This window comes from Methylobacterium ajmalii, assembly GCF_036448855.1.
GTDB lineage: Bacteria > Pseudomonadota > Alphaproteobacteria > Rhizobiales > Beijerinckiaceae > Methylobacterium > Methylobacterium ajmalii.
In genome coordinates this window covers 1-16,278 of sequence record NZ_JAZFXT010000009.1, presented here as the reverse complement: position 1 = coordinate 16,278, position 16,278 = coordinate 1, and the positions used below count along the sequence as shown (strand labels likewise).

At 72.6% G+C, this 16,278-nt stretch carries 15 protein-coding genes and 1 pseudogene; 6 read left to right on the top strand and 10 right to left on the bottom strand.

From position 1 onward, the window contains the following. Nucleotides 1-186: 186 nt before the first annotated feature. The 6 genes from V3T34_RS03555 to V3T34_RS03530 form a co-directional block, all read right to left on the bottom strand. Nucleotides 187-801 (bottom strand): MerR family transcriptional regulator, encoded by a 615-nt coding sequence (locus tag V3T34_RS03555; protein ID WP_407942663.1) that lies wholly within the window; start codon nucleotides 799-801, stop codon nucleotides 187-189. A gap of 32 nt (nucleotides 802-833) precedes the next feature. Next, nucleotides 834-1,151 (bottom strand): integration host factor subunit alpha, encoded by a 318-nt coding sequence (locus V3T34_RS03550; RefSeq protein ID WP_091754730.1) that lies wholly within the window; start codon nucleotides 1,149-1,151, stop codon nucleotides 834-836. 133 nt (nucleotides 1,152-1,284) lie between these two features. Continuing rightward, nucleotides 1,285-2,262 carry a beta-ketoacyl-ACP synthase III gene (locus tag V3T34_RS03545; RefSeq protein WP_305078000.1) on the bottom strand — a complete coding sequence of 326 codons (978 nt, stop codon included), beginning with the start codon at nucleotides 2,260-2,262 and terminating at the stop codon, nucleotides 1,285-1,287. Nucleotides 2,263-2,291: 29 nt separating this feature from the next. Continuing rightward, complete coding sequence (gene plsX, locus V3T34_RS03540) at nucleotides 2,292-3,326, bottom strand: phosphate acyltransferase PlsX (protein ID WP_060846503.1); 1,035 nt, start codon at nucleotides 3,324-3,326, stop codon at nucleotides 2,292-2,294. Nucleotides 3,327-3,543: 217 nt separating this feature from the next. Beyond that, the gene (locus V3T34_RS03535; RefSeq protein ID WP_305077999.1) at nucleotides 3,544-4,050 is read right to left on the bottom strand and encodes a YceD family protein; all 507 of its coding nucleotides are present in this window, start codon (nucleotides 4,048-4,050) and stop codon (nucleotides 3,544-3,546) included. Between the two features lie 161 nt (nucleotides 4,051-4,211). Further along, complete coding sequence (locus V3T34_RS03530) at nucleotides 4,212-4,769, bottom strand: ubiquinol-cytochrome C chaperone family protein (protein WP_305077998.1); 558 nt, start codon at nucleotides 4,767-4,769, stop codon at nucleotides 4,212-4,214. Nucleotides 4,770-4,992: 223 nt separating this feature from the next. Between V3T34_RS03530 and V3T34_RS03525 the strand changes: the two genes are divergently transcribed. Then, a complete protein-coding gene (locus V3T34_RS03525; protein ID WP_060846506.1) occupies nucleotides 4,993-5,457 on the top strand; it encodes an outer membrane protein assembly factor BamE in 465 nt (154 codons plus the stop codon). A gap of 352 nt (nucleotides 5,458-5,809) precedes the next feature. Here V3T34_RS03525 and V3T34_RS03520 read toward each other — a convergent pair whose 3' ends face one another. After that, on the bottom strand, nucleotides 5,810-7,669 hold the full coding sequence (locus tag V3T34_RS03520; protein ID WP_305077997.1) for an ABC transporter ATP-binding protein: 1,860 nt from the start codon (nucleotides 7,667-7,669) through the stop codon (nucleotides 5,810-5,812). A gap of 123 nt (nucleotides 7,670-7,792) precedes the next feature. Between V3T34_RS03520 and V3T34_RS03515 the strand changes: the two genes are divergently transcribed. The 4 genes from V3T34_RS03515 to V3T34_RS03500 are packed head-to-tail and all read left to right on the top strand — an operon-like array spanning nucleotide 7,793 to nucleotide 11,312. Further along, nucleotides 7,793-8,281 carry a tRNA (cytidine(34)-2'-O)-methyltransferase gene (locus V3T34_RS03515; protein ID WP_091890498.1) on the top strand — a complete coding sequence of 163 codons (489 nt, stop codon included), beginning with the start codon at nucleotides 7,793-7,795 and terminating at the stop codon, nucleotides 8,279-8,281. A gap of 8 nt (nucleotides 8,282-8,289) precedes the next feature. Further along, on the top strand, nucleotides 8,290-9,186 hold the full coding sequence (gene hemF, locus V3T34_RS03510; protein WP_305077996.1) for an oxygen-dependent coproporphyrinogen oxidase: 897 nt from the start codon (nucleotides 8,290-8,292) through the stop codon (nucleotides 9,184-9,186). Between the two features lie 8 nt (nucleotides 9,187-9,194). Then, nucleotides 9,195-10,103, top strand: a complete 909-nt coding sequence (locus V3T34_RS03505; protein ID WP_305077995.1) for a DMT family transporter — start codon at nucleotides 9,195-9,197, stop codon at nucleotides 10,101-10,103. 33 nt (nucleotides 10,104-10,136) lie between these two features. Next, complete coding sequence (locus V3T34_RS03500) at nucleotides 10,137-11,312, top strand: vWA domain-containing protein (RefSeq protein WP_305077994.1); 1,176 nt, start codon at nucleotides 10,137-10,139, stop codon at nucleotides 11,310-11,312. 13 nt (nucleotides 11,313-11,325) lie between these two features. On the opposite strand, the gene V3T34_RS03495 is transcribed toward V3T34_RS03500, so the two are convergent. From V3T34_RS03495 to V3T34_RS03485, 3 genes are all read right to left on the bottom strand, one after another. Continuing rightward, nucleotides 11,326-12,390, bottom strand: coding sequence for a methyl-accepting chemotaxis protein (locus tag V3T34_RS03495; protein WP_407942665.1), 1,065 nt, complete (start codon nucleotides 12,388-12,390; stop codon nucleotides 11,326-11,328). 297 nt (nucleotides 12,391-12,687) lie between these two features. Continuing rightward, nucleotides 12,688-13,008: a 2Fe-2S iron-sulfur cluster-binding protein gene (locus V3T34_RS03490; protein ID WP_060846512.1), complete on the bottom strand. Its 321-nt coding sequence runs from the start codon at nucleotides 13,006-13,008 to the stop codon at nucleotides 12,688-12,690. Between the two features lie 139 nt (nucleotides 13,009-13,147). Then, nucleotides 13,148-13,465, bottom strand: coding sequence for an Hpt domain-containing protein (locus tag V3T34_RS03485; RefSeq protein ID WP_060846513.1), 318 nt, complete (start codon nucleotides 13,463-13,465; stop codon nucleotides 13,148-13,150). Between the two features lie 444 nt (nucleotides 13,466-13,909). Between V3T34_RS03485 and V3T34_RS03480 the strand changes: the two are divergent. Then, nucleotides 13,910-16,278, top strand: a pseudogene (locus tag V3T34_RS03480) (hypothetical protein); the annotation flags it as partial.

Sequence of the window (16,278 nt, the reverse complement as noted above, 5' to 3'; positions counted from 1 at the left end):
TGGGTCTGGGGCACTATACTGGTACAGGGTATCAGAAGCGGATCGCCGTATCGGGCGTCGGACGAAACCGACCTCCGCGCCGAGCGTGAACGACGACCCTTCATCCCGAACCCGAACCGACCATACGGTGCGCGGACGCAGATAGGCGCCGCTTCCGTTGCGGCCACTAAATTCGCGTTCACCGCGTCACGGCGTCTCGGCTGGACATGCCTGCGGGCTCGCGGCGGCGACGGTCGCGGGGTCGGAGCCGGACGGTGCGGTGCGCGTCGGCTGTCCGCCCGGAGCGTCGGCCGACGGGGCGGGCGGATGGAGGCCGGCGAGAAGGCGCCGGCAAGCCCGCAAGTCGTCGAGGACGGCGGTCAGGCTCGCCCGGTCGGCGCGGCCGAGCGGCGGCGGGGGCGAGGCCTCCGGTTCCGGCTCGTGGTCCGATTCGACGAAGGCCGGGGCGACCTGCTCGCCGCGGCCGACCGCCTGGACGAAGCGCATGCCGCGCTCGCGCAGGACCCGCTGGGCGCCCCGGATCGTGTAGCCCTGGCCGTAGAGAAGCCGGCGGATGCCGCGCAGGAGGTCGACGTCGTCGGGACGGTAGTAGCGCCGGTTGCCGCCGCGCTTGAGCGGGCGGACCTGGGTGAAGCGCGTCTCCCAGAACCGCAGCACGTGCTGGGGCAGGTCGAGATCCTCGGCGACCTCGCCGATGGTGCGGAAGGCACCGGGTTCCTTCTCGGGCAGGAGGGCCCGGCCGGGGGCGTCGGCCCCGCCGGCCTCCGACCCGTCGTCGCCCTCGATCGGCATCCCGGTCATCGGCCCGATCCCGCGTCAGCCCGTGCCTCGGTTCAGGCGTCGTCCTCGTCCGGGGCGGCGTCGCCGTTGATCCGGGCCTTGAGCACGTTCGAGGGCTTGAACACCATCACCCGGCGCGGCTCGATCGCCACCTCGACGCCGGTCTTCGGGTTGCGGCCGACCCGCTTGCCCTTGTCGCGCACCACGAAGGAGCCGAACGAGGACAGCTTCACGGTCTCGCCGGAGGACAGGCAGCCGCAGATCTCGGACAGGACCGTCTCCACCAGGGCGGCGGATTCCGTGCGCGACAGGCCGACCCGCTGGTAGACGGCCTCGCTCAGATCGGCCCGCGTGACCGTCTTGCCTGCCATCGTGCTGCTCCCCCGGCGGCTGATTCACGAACTAACGTATGTCTATGATCGCGCACGCTAATCGGCGTTGCGCGCCGGGTCAACCGGGCGTCCGGCGGGATCCCGGATAGTTTGCGGGTCGACCGGTGCGGGCCTACCAGCGGATCAGCGCGCTGCCCCAGGTGAAGCCGCCGCCGATCGCCTCGATCATCACGAGGTCGCCGCGCTTGATCCGGCCGTCGCGGCAGGCCGCGTCGAGGGCGAGCGGGATCGAGGCCGCCGAGGTGTTGCCGTGGCGGTCGACGGTCAGCACCACCTTCTCGCGGGCGATGCCGAGCTTGTCGGCCGAGGCCTCGATGATGCGCCGGTTGGCCTGGTGGGGCACGAACCAGTCGAGGTCGTCGGCGGTGGTGCCGGTCGCCTCGAAGGCTTGCGTCACCACGTCGGTGACCGAGCCGACGGCGAAGCGGAAGACCTCCTTGCCGACCATGCGCAGCTTGCCGGTCGTGCCGGTCGAGCCCGGGCCGCCGTCGACGTAGAGCTTCTCGCGGTGGCGGCCGTCGGAGCGGAGCTGGCTCGTCAGCACGCCGCGGTCGCTCGCGAGGCCCTCGCCTGCTTGCGCCTCGAGCACCAGGGCGCCGGCGCCGTCGCCGAACAGCACGCAGGTGGTGCGGTCCTCCCAGTCGAGCAGGCGCGAGAACGTCTCGGCACCGACGACGAGGGCGCGGGTGGCCGCTCCCGTCGCCAGGAACTTGTCGGCGGTGGCGACCGCGTAGACGAAGCCGGCGCAGACCGCCTGGAGGTCGAAGGCGGCCCCCGTCCGGATGCCGAGCCCGGCCTGGATCTGGGTCGCCGTCGACGGGAAGGTGTGGTCCGGCGTCGAGGTCGCGCAGATCACGAGGTCGATCGAGGCGGCGTCGATGCCGGCATCCTCCAGGGCCGCCCGCGCCGCCTTGATGCCGAGCACCGAGGTCGTTTCGTCGGGTTGGGCGATGTGGCGCTGGCGGATGCCGGTGCGCTGGACGATCCAGTCGTCCGAGGTGTCGACCCGGGCGGCGAGGTCGTCGTTGGTGACGGTGGTCCGCGGCAGGTAGGAGCCGCAGCCCCGCACCACCGAGCGAAGGCGGGTCATGATGCGTTCTCCTTGAGCCGAGGCGGTCGTCACGCCGACGCCTGGGCCGGCGTCGCGTCGAGGCGCTCCCGGATCGTCCGCATCAGGTCGTGACGGGCCATGTCGTAGGCCAGATCGATCGCCGCGGCGAAGCCCTCGGCGTCGGCGGCGCCGTGGCTCTTGATGACGATGCCCTCGAGGCCGAGGAACACGCCGCCATTGGCCCGGCTCGGGTTCATCTTCTCGCGCAAGGCCCGGAAGGCGCCGCGGGCGAACAGGTAGCCGATCTTCGCCATCAGGGTCCGGCCCATCGCGCCCTTGAGGTAGGCGGCGATCTGCTTGGCCGTGCCCTCGGCGGTCTTGAGCGCGATGTTGCCGGTGAAGCCCTCGGTCACCACCACGTCGACGGTGCCGCGGCCGAGATCCGTGCCCTCGACGAAGCCGTGGTAGGCCAGCCCCGCCAGGTCGGCTTCGCGCAGCATCCGGGCGGCTTCCTTGACCGCCTCGTTGCCCTTCATCTCCTCGGTGCCGACGTTGAGGAGCCCGACCGTCGGCCGGTCGAGGTCGAACACGATGCGGGCCATCGCGGCGCCCATCACCGCCATGTCGACGAGGTGGTTGGCGTCTGTGCCGATCGTCGCGCCGACGTCCAGCACCACGCTCTCGCCGCGCACCGTCGGCCACAGGCAGGCGATCGCCGGCCGCTCGATGTGCGACATCGTCTTGAGGCAGATCTTCGACATCGCCATCAGGGCGCCGGTATTGCCGGCCGACACCGCGGCGTCGGCCTCGCCGTCGCGCACCGCCTGGATCGCCTTCCACATCGACGACTTGCCGCGGCCGGAGCGCACCGCCTGGCTCGGCTTCTCGTCCATCGCCACCGACACGGCGGTGTGGCGGATCTCGACCGCGCCCTTCAGGCGCGGCTCGGCCGCGACCAGGGGAGCGAGCACCGCCTCGTCGCCGAACATCAGGAACGTCGTCTCGGGGTGGCGCTCGCGGGCGAGCCCCGCACCGGGCACGACCGTCGAGGGGCCGTGATCGCCGCCCATCGCGTCGAGCGAGATGCGCACTCTCTGGGACATGGGGGTGTCGAACAGCCTCTCGGATCCGCCGCGGGCAGAGCGCCACCGGATTTGGGACTAACGGCCGGATGCCGTCCAGGGGGTCCGCAGCGCGGCGGAAAATAGCGACACCGCGCCGGGCCGCAAACGAATTCTGAAGGCTTTCTCGCACCAAGCGTCCGGGACCGGCGCGAGGATCCCGGCCGCAGCCCCGCCGCGCTCGCGGCCGGGCGCTCCGTCAGGCCTCGTCGCCCTTAAGAGTCTGGAGCGCCGCGAAGGGCGTCTCCTTCCCGGCATCCGCCGGAGCCTCGAAGGCGACGCCGGGCTTGCGCGGATAGGGATCGAGGCCGAGCGCCAGGAACTCCGCCGCGAGGCTGCCGAGGTCGATGCGGCCGTTCACGATCGGGTCGGGGATCTCGGCATCTTCCGCGGCGGTGCCCGCGAAGGCGTCCTGGTCGGCGAAATCGACGTCGACCTCCTCGGACACGGTCGTGTCGAAAGGCTCCAGCGTGACGACGCAGGTCTGAGTCAGCGCCGATTCGACGGTGCCGGTGACCTGAAGCCGGTGGAGCGAGCCCGAGAGCCGGAAGGTCGCGACGAGCCGGGCGATCCCCGGCAGGCCGAAATCTCGGGCGAGCGCGGCACGCTCCTCCTCGCCGGCCTCGACGGTGACGGGCTGGCCCGTCCGCAGGGTGCGCTCGACCAGGATCGGACGGGAGAACGGGCCGACGCTGTCGGGGGTCATGCTGGCTCCTTTGGGGATCCTGGGGTGGTGGGGCGCCGCGCCGGCGCCGCAGCGGGGGCGCGCGCTTCGCGGCTTCGCCCGAGATGCGTCGCGCGCGGTCCCGGCGCAAGGGGCCCGGAAACGGGCGGCCACTCTACCGGACGCTCGGCGCGGCCGTACCGTCAGGACCGTGCGGCGGTGCCGGCGAAGCGCGCCGGGTCGGGCAGGACGGGGCCCTCGGCCATCAGCGCGTCGAGGTCGGTCGCGGCGAGCCCCGCATCCGCCGCCCCGACATAGGTGGCGAGGCCGCGGGCCGCCTCCGGCTCGTCCCGGGCGAGCACATTGCGGGCGAGCGACGCCGCGAGCGCGTCCGCATCGCCCGCGTCGAGGGCGGCGTCGTAGGCGGCGGCCCGGCCGTAGAAGGCCTGGGCCAGCTTCTTCATCCGCTTCGACACGCCCATGTCGCCGACGCCGAGCTCGCGCAGGGACGAATCGAGCTGCTCGAACACCGAGTTGACGAGGTCCTGGGCGATGTCGGCCGCCGGGGCCGGCAGGCGGCGCAGGTGGCGCAGCACCAGGACGACGTGCAGGCACAGGGCCTCGAACCGGCCCTCGACCGTGTCGGGCACGCCGAGGTCGAGGTAGAGCGCCGGGACGCGGGCGCCCGCATTGACCCGGCTGTGCAGCGCCCGGATGGCGCGCTCGCGGGAATCCTCGCGGCGGAAGGGATTGCGAATCATCTCAAGCTCTCGATTGTCCCGCGCGCACCCCGACGGGGACGGAGCCGGGCACGCCCCGCCCGCCGCACCGGGTCGTCACACCCCTGGCCGAACACCCGTGGCGGAACCTTGGCCGTGCCTTGCCAACGCCACAACCCCGGGGTACGGCAACGGTCGCTTCTCGCGCAAGGTCGCCAACCGGCCGGCCGATACACCGTCCCGTACACGTTTCCCCGAGGTCTCGATGCCGCGCCGCTTCACACCGTCGCTTCTCCGCCTCGCCGCGGCCGGTCTGATCGGTCTGTCGGCCGCGGGCTGCGTGATCGGCGAAGAGTTCCGGCACGGCTACATCATCGACGATGCCGCCGTCGCCCAGGTCCGCCCCGGCGCCAGCGCCGAGCAGGTGCTCCAGCTCCTCGGCACGCCGACCACCGTGTCGACCGTCGGCAACAAGTCCTGGTACTACATCAGCCAGAACACCCAGCGCACGGTCATGTTCCTGGGCGAGCGCCCGAGGGACCAGCGCGTCCTGGCCGTCTACTTCAACGCCGGCTTCAAGGTCGAGCGCGTCGCCCTCTACGGCGAGCAGGACGGCCGCGTGTTCGACTTCATCTCCCGCACCACGCCGACCAGCGGCGGCGAGCAGGCCTTCCTCGGCCAGCTGATGCGCGGCCTGACCAAGTTCGAGCCTTTCGGCAACGCTCGGTAATCCTCGGATCTTTGCGCGGCGGGCCGGGCGTGTCGCCCGGCCTTTCGTTTGTCTGGGGATGACGCGGGACCGGGCAGGAGGCGAACCGCGTCGCAGGTCCGGGTTCGAGGCAAGAACGATCCCTTCGGAGATCGAGCGCGGGTTTCCCCCTCTCCCCGCGGGCGGAAAGAGGGCTGTGCTTCCGCTCAGTAAGCACAGCAAGCGGAGGCGAAGACCGGAGCGAGGGTGAGGGGGTCTCAACGGATGAGGCTCCCCCCGGCACTACCCCCTCACCCTCGCCCTGCAGGCTTGCTGCCGACCCGACAAGGGGTCGTCAGCCCTCTCCCCGCTCGCGGGGAGAGGAGATTTCCCCCTACTCCGCCGCCGCCCGCTCCGCGTCGTCCCCCAGGAACCCGCCGGACTGGCGCGCCCAGAGCCGCGCATAGAGCCCCCCGGCCTTGACGAGGTCGGCGTGGCGCCCTTCCTCGACGATGCGCCCTTGATCCAGGACGACCAGCCGGTCGAGCGCCGCGATGGTCGAGAGCCGGTGCGCGATGGCGAGCACGGTCTTGCCCTGCATCAGCCGGTCGAGGGAGCCCTGGATCGCCGCCTCGACCTCGGAATCGAGGGCCGAGGTCGCCTCGTCGAGGATCAGGATCGGCGCGTCCTTCAAGATCACCCGGGCGATGGCGATGCGCTGGCGCTGGCCGCCCGACAGCTTGACGCCGCGCTCGCCGACCTGGGCGTCGTAGCCGCCGCGGCCCTTGTGGTCGGAGAGGTCGCGGATGAAGGCGTCGGCGTGTGCGGCACGCGCCGCCGCGACGATCTCGGCCTCGGTGGCGTCCTCGCGGCCATACGCGATGTTGTCACGGATGGTGCGGTGGAGGAGCGAGGTGTCCTGCGTCACCACGGCGATCTGGCGGCGCAGCGAGGCTTGCGTCACCGCCGCGATGTCCTGCCCGTCGATCAGGATGCGCCCGCCCTCGAGGTCGTGCAGGCGCAGCAGCAGCGAGGTGAGCGTGGTCTTGCCCGCCCCGCTCGGGCCGACGAGGCCGACCTTCTCGCCGGGCGCGATGCGCAGGGTCAGGTCCTCGATGATCCCGCCTTCGGCCTTGCCGTAGTGGAAGCTCGCGCCCTCGAAGCGAACCTCGCCCCCGGTGACCGCGAGGTCGCGGGCGCCCGGGCGATCGGTGAGCGCGTGGGGCCGGGCGATGGTCTGCATGCTCTCCTGGACCGTGCCGATATGCTCGAACAGGCCGCGCACGGTCTGCATCACCCAGCCCGACATCGCGATCAGCCGCAGCACCAGGGCGAGACCCGCAGCCCCCTCCCCGGTCGTCATCTGGCCGCGCGACCAAAGCGCCAGCACCACGCCGGCGGTGACCACGATGAGGATGCTGTTGAGGAGCGAGAGCGTGCCGGTCACCGCCGTGATGAGCCGGAACGAGTGCAGGTAGGCGTCGGTGTGCTCGACCGTGGCGTTGCGCACCGCCGAGCGCTCCTCGCGGTCGCGGGCGAAGAGCTTGACGGTGAGGATGTTGGTGTAGCTGTCGACGATGCGGCCGACGAGGGCCGAGCGGGTATCGGCGACCTGGAGCGAGCGCGCCCGGGCGCGGGGCACGAAGTAGGCCGTGAGCCCCGCATAGGCCAGGATCCAGACCAGCACGGGCAGGACCAGCCACGGGCTGATCGAGCCGAACAGGCTCACCGCCGTGACGGCGAAGATCGCGACGTAGAGCAGCGTGTCGATGACCACGACCGCGAGTTCGCGCACCGCGACCCCGACCTGCGTCACCCGGTTGGCGAGGCGCCCGGCGAAATCGGCCTGGAAGTACGACAGGGCGTGGCCCAGGGTGTAGAGGTGGGTGCGCCAGCGAATGAGACCGGTGGTCTGCGGCACCACGAGCTGGTTCGAGATCGCCTCGTGCGCCCAGGCGAGGAGCGGCCGGACCACCAGGATCAGGGCGGCGGCGAGCATCAGGCCGGTGCCATGGTCGCGCCACAGGGTCTCCGGGCCCGACCGGGCCAGGATGTCGACGAACCAGCCCATCAGCAGGTAGAGCGAGGCCTCGACGCTGCCGGCGGTGAGCGCCGTCACGAACAGCACCGCGAGGGGCTTGCGCACCGGCCGCAGGTAGAACCAGGCGAAGCCCGCCACCGTGCCGGGCGGGCGCTCGGCCTCGTCGAAGGGCGCGAAGGGATCGATGCGGCGCTCGAGCCAGTCGAGGAACATGCGGGCTCCCGTGAGGATCAGGGCCTTCAGCTATGCGGTGGGCACCGCCCGCCAACCGGGGGGTGATGCCGCAGGCGGCGCGCCGGGCTATGTCGGGGACACGACCCGACACCCCCCGGACCCATGCTGCGCCTCGCCCTCTACCAGCCCGACATCCCGCAGAACACCGGCACGATGCTGCGCCTCGCCGCCTGCCTCGGCGTCGCCGTCGAGATCATCGAGCCGGCGGGGTTCGACGTCTCCGACCGGCACCTGCGCCGCTCCGGCCTCGACTACCTCGACCACGTCGCCATCACCCGCCACCGCTCCTACGCCGCCTTCGACGCCTGGCGGCGGGAGGCCGGGATCCGGCTGGTGCTCGCCACCACCGCCGGCTCGGTGCCCTACACGACGCATGCCTTCGCGGACGGCGACTGCCTGATGGTCGGGCGCGAATCGGCCGGCGTGCCCGAGGCGGTCCACGCGGACGCCGACGCCCGCGTGGCGATCCCGATGCGGGCGGGCCTGCGCTCGCTCAACGTCGCGGTGGCGGCCGGGATGATGCTGGGGGAGGCCTTGAGGCAGACAGGCGGCCTCGCGGGGCCTTGGCCCGGGCCCGGCGCTGTGGGATGACACCAGCCATGACCGAGCCCGCTCCCGACCTCGCCGCGCTCAAGGCTACGGCGACCACCTGGTTCTCCACCCTGCGCGACCGGATCTGCGCCGCCTTCGAGGAGATCGAGGCGGAGGCGACCGGTCCCTTCGCCCCCGAGGCCGGCGGGCCGGGGCGGTTCGAGCGTACGCCCTGGGAGCGCACCGACCATTCCGGCGCGGCCGGCGGCGGCGGCACCATGGCGATGCTGCGCGGCCGGGTGTTCGAGAAGTGCGGCGTCCACGTCTCGGCGGTGCACGGCGAATTCGCCCCGGAGTTCCGCGGCCAGATCCCGGGCGCCGCGGAGGATCCCCGCTTCTTCGCCACCGGCATCTCGCTCATCGCCCATCCGTGGAACCCGCACGTCCCGACCGTGCACATGAACACCCGGTTCGTCGCCACCACCAAGACATGGTTCGGCGGCGGCGCCGACCTAACCCCGGTCCTCGACCGGCGCCGCACCCAGGACGATCCCGACACGGTGGCGTTCCACGCCGCCTTCGAGGCGGCCTGCGCCAAGCACCCGGCGGCCGACTACGCCCGCTACAAGGCCTGGTGCGACGAGTACTTCCACCTCAAGCACCGCAACGAGCCGCGCGGCATCGGCGGCATCTTCTACGACTACCATTGGACCGGCGACACCGAGGCCGACCTCGCCCTCACCCGCGAGGTCGGGCAGGCCTTCCTCGGCGTGTATCCCAGGATCGTGCGGCGCAACCTCGCCACCCCCTGGACCGAGGCCGACCGCCACGAGCAGCAGGTCCGGCGCGGCCGCTACGTCGAGTTCAACCTGCTCTACGACCGCGGCACGATCTTCGGCCTGAAGACCGGCGGCAACGTCGCGTCGATCCTGTCGTCGATGCCGCCGACGGTGCGGTGGCCTTAAGGCTCTCGGTGAAGCCCCTCCCCGACCTCGTCGCCGTCGTCCTGTGGATGGCGGGCGCGCTCCTGTCGTTCTCGGCCACCGCCATCGCGGTCCGTGAGGTGGCGCCGGCGCTCGGGCTGTTCGACATCTTGGCGGCCCGGGCGGCGGCAGGCGTCGCGATCGTCGGGACGGTCGCGTTCCTGCGCCGCCGGCCGCTGCCGGCGCGGCGGATGCGCCTGCACCTCGCCCGCAACCTCGTCCATTGGGGCGGCAACTACGCCTGGTCGTACGGCGTCACGCTCCTGCCGCTCGCCGTCGTCTTCGCCCTCGAATTCACCACGCCGGCCTGGGTGACGCTGCTCGCGGTCGTGATCCTGCGCGAGCGGCTGACCGCGAGCCGGCTCGCCGCGGTCGTTCTCGGCTTCCTCGGCGTGCTGGTGGTGCTGCGGCCGGGCCTCGCCGCCCTGCAGCCGGCGAGCCTCGTGGTGCTGCTCTCCGCGGTGATGTTCGCGCTGACCGCGGTCGCCACCAAGGCGCTGACCCGGACCGAGAGCGTGCTGTCGATCCTGTTCTGGATGAACCTGATCCAGCTGCCCCTCAACCTCGTGGCCGGCCGGCTCCTGCCCGGGGTGCCGGCCCACCCCTTCGAGGGGCACCACGCCCTGGCGCTGGCGGTCCTCTGCATCGCCGGCCTTACCTCGCATTGGTGCCTGACCAGCGCCTACCGGCGCGGCGACGCGATCCTGGTCATGCCGCTCGACTTCCTGCGCATCCCGCTCATCGCGGTGCTGGGCTGGCAGCTCTACGGCGAGACCCTCGACCCGTGGCTGTTCGTCGGCGCCGGGCTGATCGTCGGCGGCATCGTCTGGAACCTCGCCGCGGAGGCGCGGCGTCAGGCCCCGGCGCCGGTCGCCGAGGAGGCGGCGAAGGGGGCTTGACCCGGGGACGGCGCTCGCGCGTTGATCGGCGCCATGCTGCTGTCCTTCTTCACCGCGCTTCGCGCCGCCAAGGTCCCGGTCTCGCTGCGCGAATACCTGACCCTGCTCGACGCCCTCGACCGCGACCTCGCCGACAAGCGGGTGGAGGATTTCTACTACCTCGCCCGCACCGCCCTGGTGAAGGACGAGCGCAACCTCGACAAGTTCGACCGGGTGTTCGGCCAGGTCTTCAAGGGCGTCGTCAGCCTGGGCGAGGCGGTGGAGCCGCAGGCGATCCCCGAGGAATGGCTGCGCAAGCTCGCCGAGAAACACCTCACCGAGGAGGAGCGGGCGCAGCTCCAGGCGCTCGGCTGGGACAAGCTGTTCGAGACGCTCAAGCAGCGGCTGGCCGAGCAGAAGGAGCGCCACCAGGGCGGCTCGAAATGGATCGGCACCGGGGGCACCTCGCCGTTCGGCGCCTACGGCTACAACCCGGAAGGCATCCGCATCGGCCAGGACGGCAACCGCAACTTCCGGGCGGTGAAGGTCTGGGACCAGCGCACCTTCAAGGACCTCGACGACTCGGCGGAGCTCGGCGCGCGCACCATCCGGCTGGCGCTACGGCGCCTGCGCCGCTTCGCCCGCACCGGGGCGGCGGAGGAACTCGACCTCGACGGTACGATCCGGGAGACGGCGCGCCACGGCATGCTCGACCTGCGCCTGCGGCCGGAGCGCCGCAACGCCGTCAAGGTGCTGCTGTTCCTCGATGTCGGCGGCTCGATGGACTGGCACGTCGAGCTGGCCGAACAGCTCTTCTCGGCGGCGCGCTCGGAGTTCAAGCACTTCGAGCATTTCTACTTCCACAACTGCCTGTACGAGAAGGTGTGGAAGGAGAACCGGCGCCGCCACACCGAGGCGACGCCGCTCCTCGACGTGATCCGCACCTATCCGTCGGATTATCGCGTGGTCTTCGTCGGCGATGCCGCGATGTCGCCCTACGAGATCGCCATGGCGGGCGGCTCGGTCGAGCACTGGAACGAGGAGGCCGGCCAGGTCTGGTTGAACCGGGTCCTCGACCACTTCCCGAAGGTCGCCTGGCTGAACCCGGTGCCACAGGCGCAGTGGGGCTACACCCAGTCGAACGCGATGATCCGGCAGATTTTTTCCGACCGGATGTACCCGCTGACGCTGGAGGGCATCGATCAGGCGACGCGGGCGCTGCTGCGCTGACGGCGCCCGGGCCTCAGCCCGCCGCCTGCACGATCACCCCGTACCAGCCGAGACCCCGGTAGGTCTCGTAGCCGGGAGTGCGGTGGTAGGCGACGCGGCCCTCGCCGCCGGGCGCCGGCACCACCCCGCTGACCGGGTCGTCCACGTCGAGCCGCAGCCGCTCGCTCAGGAGGCCCCTGCCGTCGCTCGCCGCGATCACCCGGTGCGCGGCGTCGACAAGCAGCACCCGCGTGCGGGCCCGGTCCTCGGGCGCCACCCGCACGCCCTCGACGATCGCCCGCGCCTGCGGCGCCCAGTCGAAATGCACCGCCAGCACCCCGATCGGCCGGCCCGACGCCTCGCCGCCCTCGCGCAAGGCGGCGCCGTAGGTCGCCACCTGGGCACCGCCGAGGCGGGGCTCGGCCCGGATGTCGGCGGCCGCGTACGCGTCGCCCGAAAGGGACGCGGCCTGACGGAACCAGGGCTCCTGCGCCACGCTCTGGCCGCGCAAGCCGGGGAACCGGTCGGGACGGCCGGTGGCGAGGATGCGGCCGTCGAGATCGCACAGCCAGATGTCGAGATAGACCGTGTAGGCGGACAGGATGACGCCGAGGCGCTTCCCGGCATAGGCGGCCGCCGCCTCGTTCGGCTCCGCCGCGCAGGCCACCAGGGCCGCGTCGGTCGCCCACCAGCGCACGTCGCAAGTCCGCTCGTAGAGGTTGCGGTCGATCAGCTCCACCGCGTTGAGAGCGAGGTCGACCAGGCGCTCGCCCTGGGCCCGGGTCACCAGACGGGCGACCTGATCCTGGAGCCCGACGATCTGCCCGTCGACATCCGCCTCCAGTTCCCGGGCCAGTCCGGCGATCGCGTCGCCGACCGCGCCGACCTCGTTGGCCACTACCGTGAAGCCGCGGCCGTGCTCGCCCGCCCGGCTGCTCTCGATCCGGGCGTTGAGGGCCAGCATCTTCACCTGGCTGGTGATCCGGCGGATGCGCTGCGTCTTGTCGTGGGCGGCCTTCCGAAGGGTCGTCGCCGCGGTGGCGATACCCGCGAGGGAGCACGCCTCGCGGGCCCGATCGTCGACCGTTGCAGGGGCCAGATTCGTCACACGCGCCTCCCCGCCCGGCGATGCCGGGAACGGGGACGATGATCGGGCAAAGACGCTTAATAAGTCATAAGATCGGCGCGCAGCGCCCAAATATCGCGACAGTCTTGCCGGCGGTCTTGCCGTTGCGTCCGCACGCGAGACTTGCACCTCGCAAACGACTCGCCTCTTGCGACGCTTCTCGTACCGTTCCATCGGCATCGGCTCGATCACGAGGCCGGATCGAGCGGATGGGGAGGGCCGGCCCTGAACGATCCGTCCTCAGGAATCCGGACCGCGGGCCGCGATTCGTCAGCCCTGGCGGGCCGGGGTCGTGACCGTCAGGCCGTCGAGCTCGGGCTTGAGACGGATCTGGCACGACAGGCGCGAGGTCGGCCGCACGTCCGAGGCGAAGTCGAGCATGTCCTGCTCCATCGGCTCGGCCGGGCCGACGGCCTCGGCCCAGTCCTCGCCGACATAGACGTGGCAGGTGGCGCAGGCGCAGGCACCGCCGCATTCCGCGTCGATGCCCGGCACGTTGTTGCGGATCGCGGTCTCCATCACGGTCGAGCCGACCTCGCCCTTCACGGAGCGGGCCGTGCCGGCGGCATCGACGTAGGTGATCTGGACCATCTGTGACTCCGGAAGCCTCGAGCGCGGCCGCGGATCGGACGAGGACGCGGCGGGGCCTGATTGGCGGCTGGCGCACCGGAAAGCAAGCGCGCCGTGCGTCGCGCGGCACTCCGGTCGCGCCTTCGCCGCCCGCAGGCCGTCAGATCAAGGCCAGGGTCTCGCGCACGGCCTCCGCCAGGGCCGGCGCGAGGGAGTCGGCGGCTCCGGCATCGCCGTCCCGCACGGCCGTCTCGATCCGTCCGGCGAGAGCGGCGACCCGAGCGGCGCCGACTCCGAGAGCGGAGCCCTTCAGCGTATGGGCTAGGTCCGCCCGCGCCGCGGGGGAGAGGGCGGCATCGAGGATGCCGGGCAGGAGCCGCCCGCATTGCCCGGAGAACAGCGCCAGCACCTCCCGGGCGAGGTCGTCGTCGTCGAAGGTCTGGCGCGCCAGGTGCGCGCGGTCGAGGAGGGGCTCCATCGGGGCGTCTCGTTGAGGCCAGCGGGGTCGCGACGCGTCGGATTCCGCAAGGACGCGCCGCGCGCAAGACCCGCGGCGCGGCGCCCGAGGGCGGACGGCCCTCCCCGCGATCTGTTCCCGGCAAGGCGGTGGAGGCCTGTCCACAGCCGGATGCGGGCCCGGCGGGGCTCTCCGTGCGGCGGTCAAACCCCAGATTCTGCGGCAGGATAGCGGCGGCGCGGGAGCGCGCCCGGAGGCATGGTAACCATTCCCTTAAGCTTTTTGGGAGGGTTCGCCCCGTCCGGGTATCCCGCTGGTACTCCTTGCGTCTAAGGTTCTCGTGGTAAACCGCTGAGATCGCGTCGGCTGGCGGCACGGCGCGGGTTTCGCGGGATCTCGGGGATGATGCGGCGCGGCGGCTCGTGAGGGCTGCCCGGCGGCGTTCACGGCGTAACGGGGCGTTCGATGGCGACGGAAAAGAAGCTCAAGGATCCGGCGGAAGCGGCGCTGTCGGCGATTGAGCAGGCCCTGAACCTGGACCATCCGGCCGGGGGTCAGGAATCCCGGTCGCCGGACGCCCGCGTCCTCGACGGGACCCTGGAGGGGAGCCGGGTCGAGCCGCGCCTGCCCGACGTGCACGATGCCGACCCCCTCGCCGCCGCCGGGCGCGAGCCGGCCTTCGACGGCAGCGCCCTGCCCGGCCCGCGCGACGGCCGCCGCGACGGCGGGCTGCTGCCGCCCGACCGCTCGCTCGTCGCCAACGACGACCGCCGCAGCGTCGGTGCCCTGCAGCAGACCCTGCGGGTCGAGCCCTCCCGCGCCCCCTACGCCATCGCCAGCCTCGCCGCCCTCCTCTGGCTCTCGGGCTTCGCCGCGCTCGCCTGGGCGCAGTCGGGCGGGGACCTGCGCGGCCTTACCGCCGGGCTGACCGGCCTCCAGGGCGCCATCGGCGCCGCGGCGGTGCTCGCCCCCGTGATGCTGTTCTACATCGCCGCGATGCTGGCGGTGCGCGCCCAGGAGATGCGCCTCGTCGCCCGCGCCGTCGGCGAGGTGGCGATCCGCCTCGCCGAGCCGGAGGGTTTTTCCACCGATGCGGTCCTGACCATGTCCCAGGCGGTCCGCCGCGAGGTCGCGGCGGTCGGCGACGGCGTCGAGCGGGCGCTGGCGCGGGCCGGCGAGCTCGAGACCCTGGTCCGCGGCGAGATCTCGACCCTGGAGCGCGCCTACTCGGACAACGAGATCCGCATCCGCACCCTTGTCGACGAGCTGGTGGCCCAGCGCGAGTCGATCGTCGCCAACGCCGAGCGGGTGCGCGGCGCGATCCAGGGGTCGCACCAGAACCTGACCCAGGAGCTCGACACCGCGGCCGAGCGGATCGTCACCGCGGTCGACGGCGCGGGCGAGCGGGTGACGCACGCCCTCGGGGCCCGCGGCGAGGCGATCACCGCCGCGCTCGGCGAGCGGGGCGACGCGGTCACGGTGGCGCTCGCCGCCGCGGGCGAGCGGGTGGTCGAGGCCGTGGCCGGCCGCGGCGACGACCTCGTCCAGCGGCTCGTCTCCACCAGCGAGGGCGTGAAGGCCGATCTCGACGGCGTCGGAGAATCCCTGAGCCGCGCCCTCGAGAGTCGCGCGGTCGAGGTGACGGAGGCGTTCGAGCGCACCGGCGGCCTGCTGACCCGGACGCTTGCCGAGAATGCCGGCGAGGTCGCCCGCACGCTCGCGGAGACCGGTGCCGGCGTGATCGAGGCCCTCAACCGCGAAGGCACGCAGGTCCGCGAGACCTTCGAGCGCTCGGCCGTCAGCCTCGAGGAGCGCTTCCTCGCCCGCGGCACCGATCTCACCGAGCGCTTCGCCGAGACCGGCGCCGGCATCACCGAGCGCTTCGCCGCCTCCGGCAGCGCCATCGCGGCCCATATCGCCGATCGCGGCATCGCGCTGCGCGAGGAGATCGAGCAGGCCGGCACCGGCGTCGCCGCGGCGATCGGCGCCCGCGCGGCCGAGGCCGAGGCCGGGCTCGCCCGCGCCAGCGACGGCGTCATCACCGCCTTCGGCGACCGGGCGATCCGGGTGCGCGACGACCTCTCGACCCTGGTCGAGGACGCGGCGCAGGCGCTCGGCGTGCGCGGCGCCGACCTCACCGCCCGCCTCGAGGAGACGATCGGGCGCGTCGAGGAGGTGCTGATCGGCCACGGCGGCAGCCTGGAGCGCAACCTCGACCGGACCGGCGAGCGCGTCGCCGCCCTGGTGAGCGAGCGCACCGCCGAGGCCGAGGGCCGCATCGAGCAGGCGCTCGGCGGCCTCGCCGCGGCCTTCGACGCCAAGAGCCGCGACCTCATCGAGGGGCTCGACCGGCGCACCCAGGAGACCGAGGCGGCCCTGTCCGTCGCCGCCGACACCCTCCAGGATCGCTTCGCGGACCGTACCGCCGGCGCCGGCGAGGCCCTGCGCCGCACCGCCGACGAGATCGCGACCGACCTCGACGCCCGCGCCGTGGCGCTCTCCGAGCACTTCCGCAAGGCGGCGGAGGCCGCCACGCTCCATGTCGGCGACCAGACCGAGGAGGCCGCCACGGCCTTCGCCCGTGCCGCCGAGGCGGCCGGCGAGGTCGTCGCCCTGCGCGCCCAGACGCTCGACGCGACCCTGCGGAGCGCGGTCGGCGGCTTGACCGAGCGGGCCGAGGCGCTCGCAGCCGCGATCGCCGGGGCCGCCGAGCAGGCGACCGGGCAGTTCGATGCCCGTACGCTGGCGGCGGCGACCGCCTTCGCGAAGGCCGCCGACGAGGCCGGCCGACTCGTCGCCGAGCGCACCGACGCCACCGACGCGACCCTGCGCGC

What these genes read in the sequence shown, in the direction of transcription:
- V3T34_RS03525 (WP_060846506.1), top strand. Translation starts at nt 4,993, where the DNA reads ATGCCGCGCCGCTTCACACCGTCGCTTCTCCGCCTCGCCGCGGCCGGT.
- V3T34_RS03530 (WP_305077998.1), bottom strand. Translation starts at nt 4,769, where the DNA reads ATGATTCGCAATCCCTTCCGCCGCGAGGATTCCCGCGAGCGCGCCATC.
- V3T34_RS03550 (WP_091754730.1), bottom strand. Translation starts at nt 1,151, where the DNA reads ATGGCAGGCAAGACGGTCACGCGGGCCGATCTGAGCGAGGCCGTCTAC.
- V3T34_RS03545 (WP_305078000.1), bottom strand. Translation starts at nt 2,262, where the DNA reads ATGACCCGCCTTCGCTCGGTGGTGCGGGGCTGCGGCTCCTACCTGCCG.
- V3T34_RS03485 (WP_060846513.1), bottom strand. Translation starts at nt 13,465, where the DNA reads ATGGAGCCCCTCCTCGACCGCGCGCACCTGGCGCGCCAGACCTTCGAC.
- V3T34_RS03490 (WP_060846512.1), bottom strand. Translation starts at nt 13,008, where the DNA reads ATGGTCCAGATCACCTACGTCGATGCCGCCGGCACGGCCCGCTCCGTG.
- V3T34_RS03515 (WP_091890498.1), top strand. Translation starts at nt 7,793, where the DNA reads ATGCTGCGCCTCGCCCTCTACCAGCCCGACATCCCGCAGAACACCGGC.
- V3T34_RS03520 (WP_305077997.1), bottom strand. Translation starts at nt 7,669, where the DNA reads ATGTTCCTCGACTGGCTCGAGCGCCGCATCGATCCCTTCGCGCCCTTC.
- V3T34_RS03500 (WP_305077994.1), top strand. Translation starts at nt 10,137, where the DNA reads ATGCTGCTGTCCTTCTTCACCGCGCTTCGCGCCGCCAAGGTCCCGGTC.
- V3T34_RS03535 (WP_305077999.1), bottom strand. Translation starts at nt 4,050, where the DNA reads ATGACCCCCGACAGCGTCGGCCCGTTCTCCCGTCCGATCCTGGTCGAG.
- V3T34_RS03555 (WP_407942663.1), bottom strand. Translation starts at nt 801, where the DNA reads ATGACCGGGATGCCGATCGAGGGCGACGACGGGTCGGAGGCCGGCGGG.
- plsX (WP_060846503.1), bottom strand. Translation starts at nt 3,326, where the DNA reads ATGTCCCAGAGAGTGCGCATCTCGCTCGACGCGATGGGCGGCGATCAC.
- hemF (WP_305077996.1), top strand. Translation starts at nt 8,290, where the DNA reads ATGACCGAGCCCGCTCCCGACCTCGCCGCGCTCAAGGCTACGGCGACC.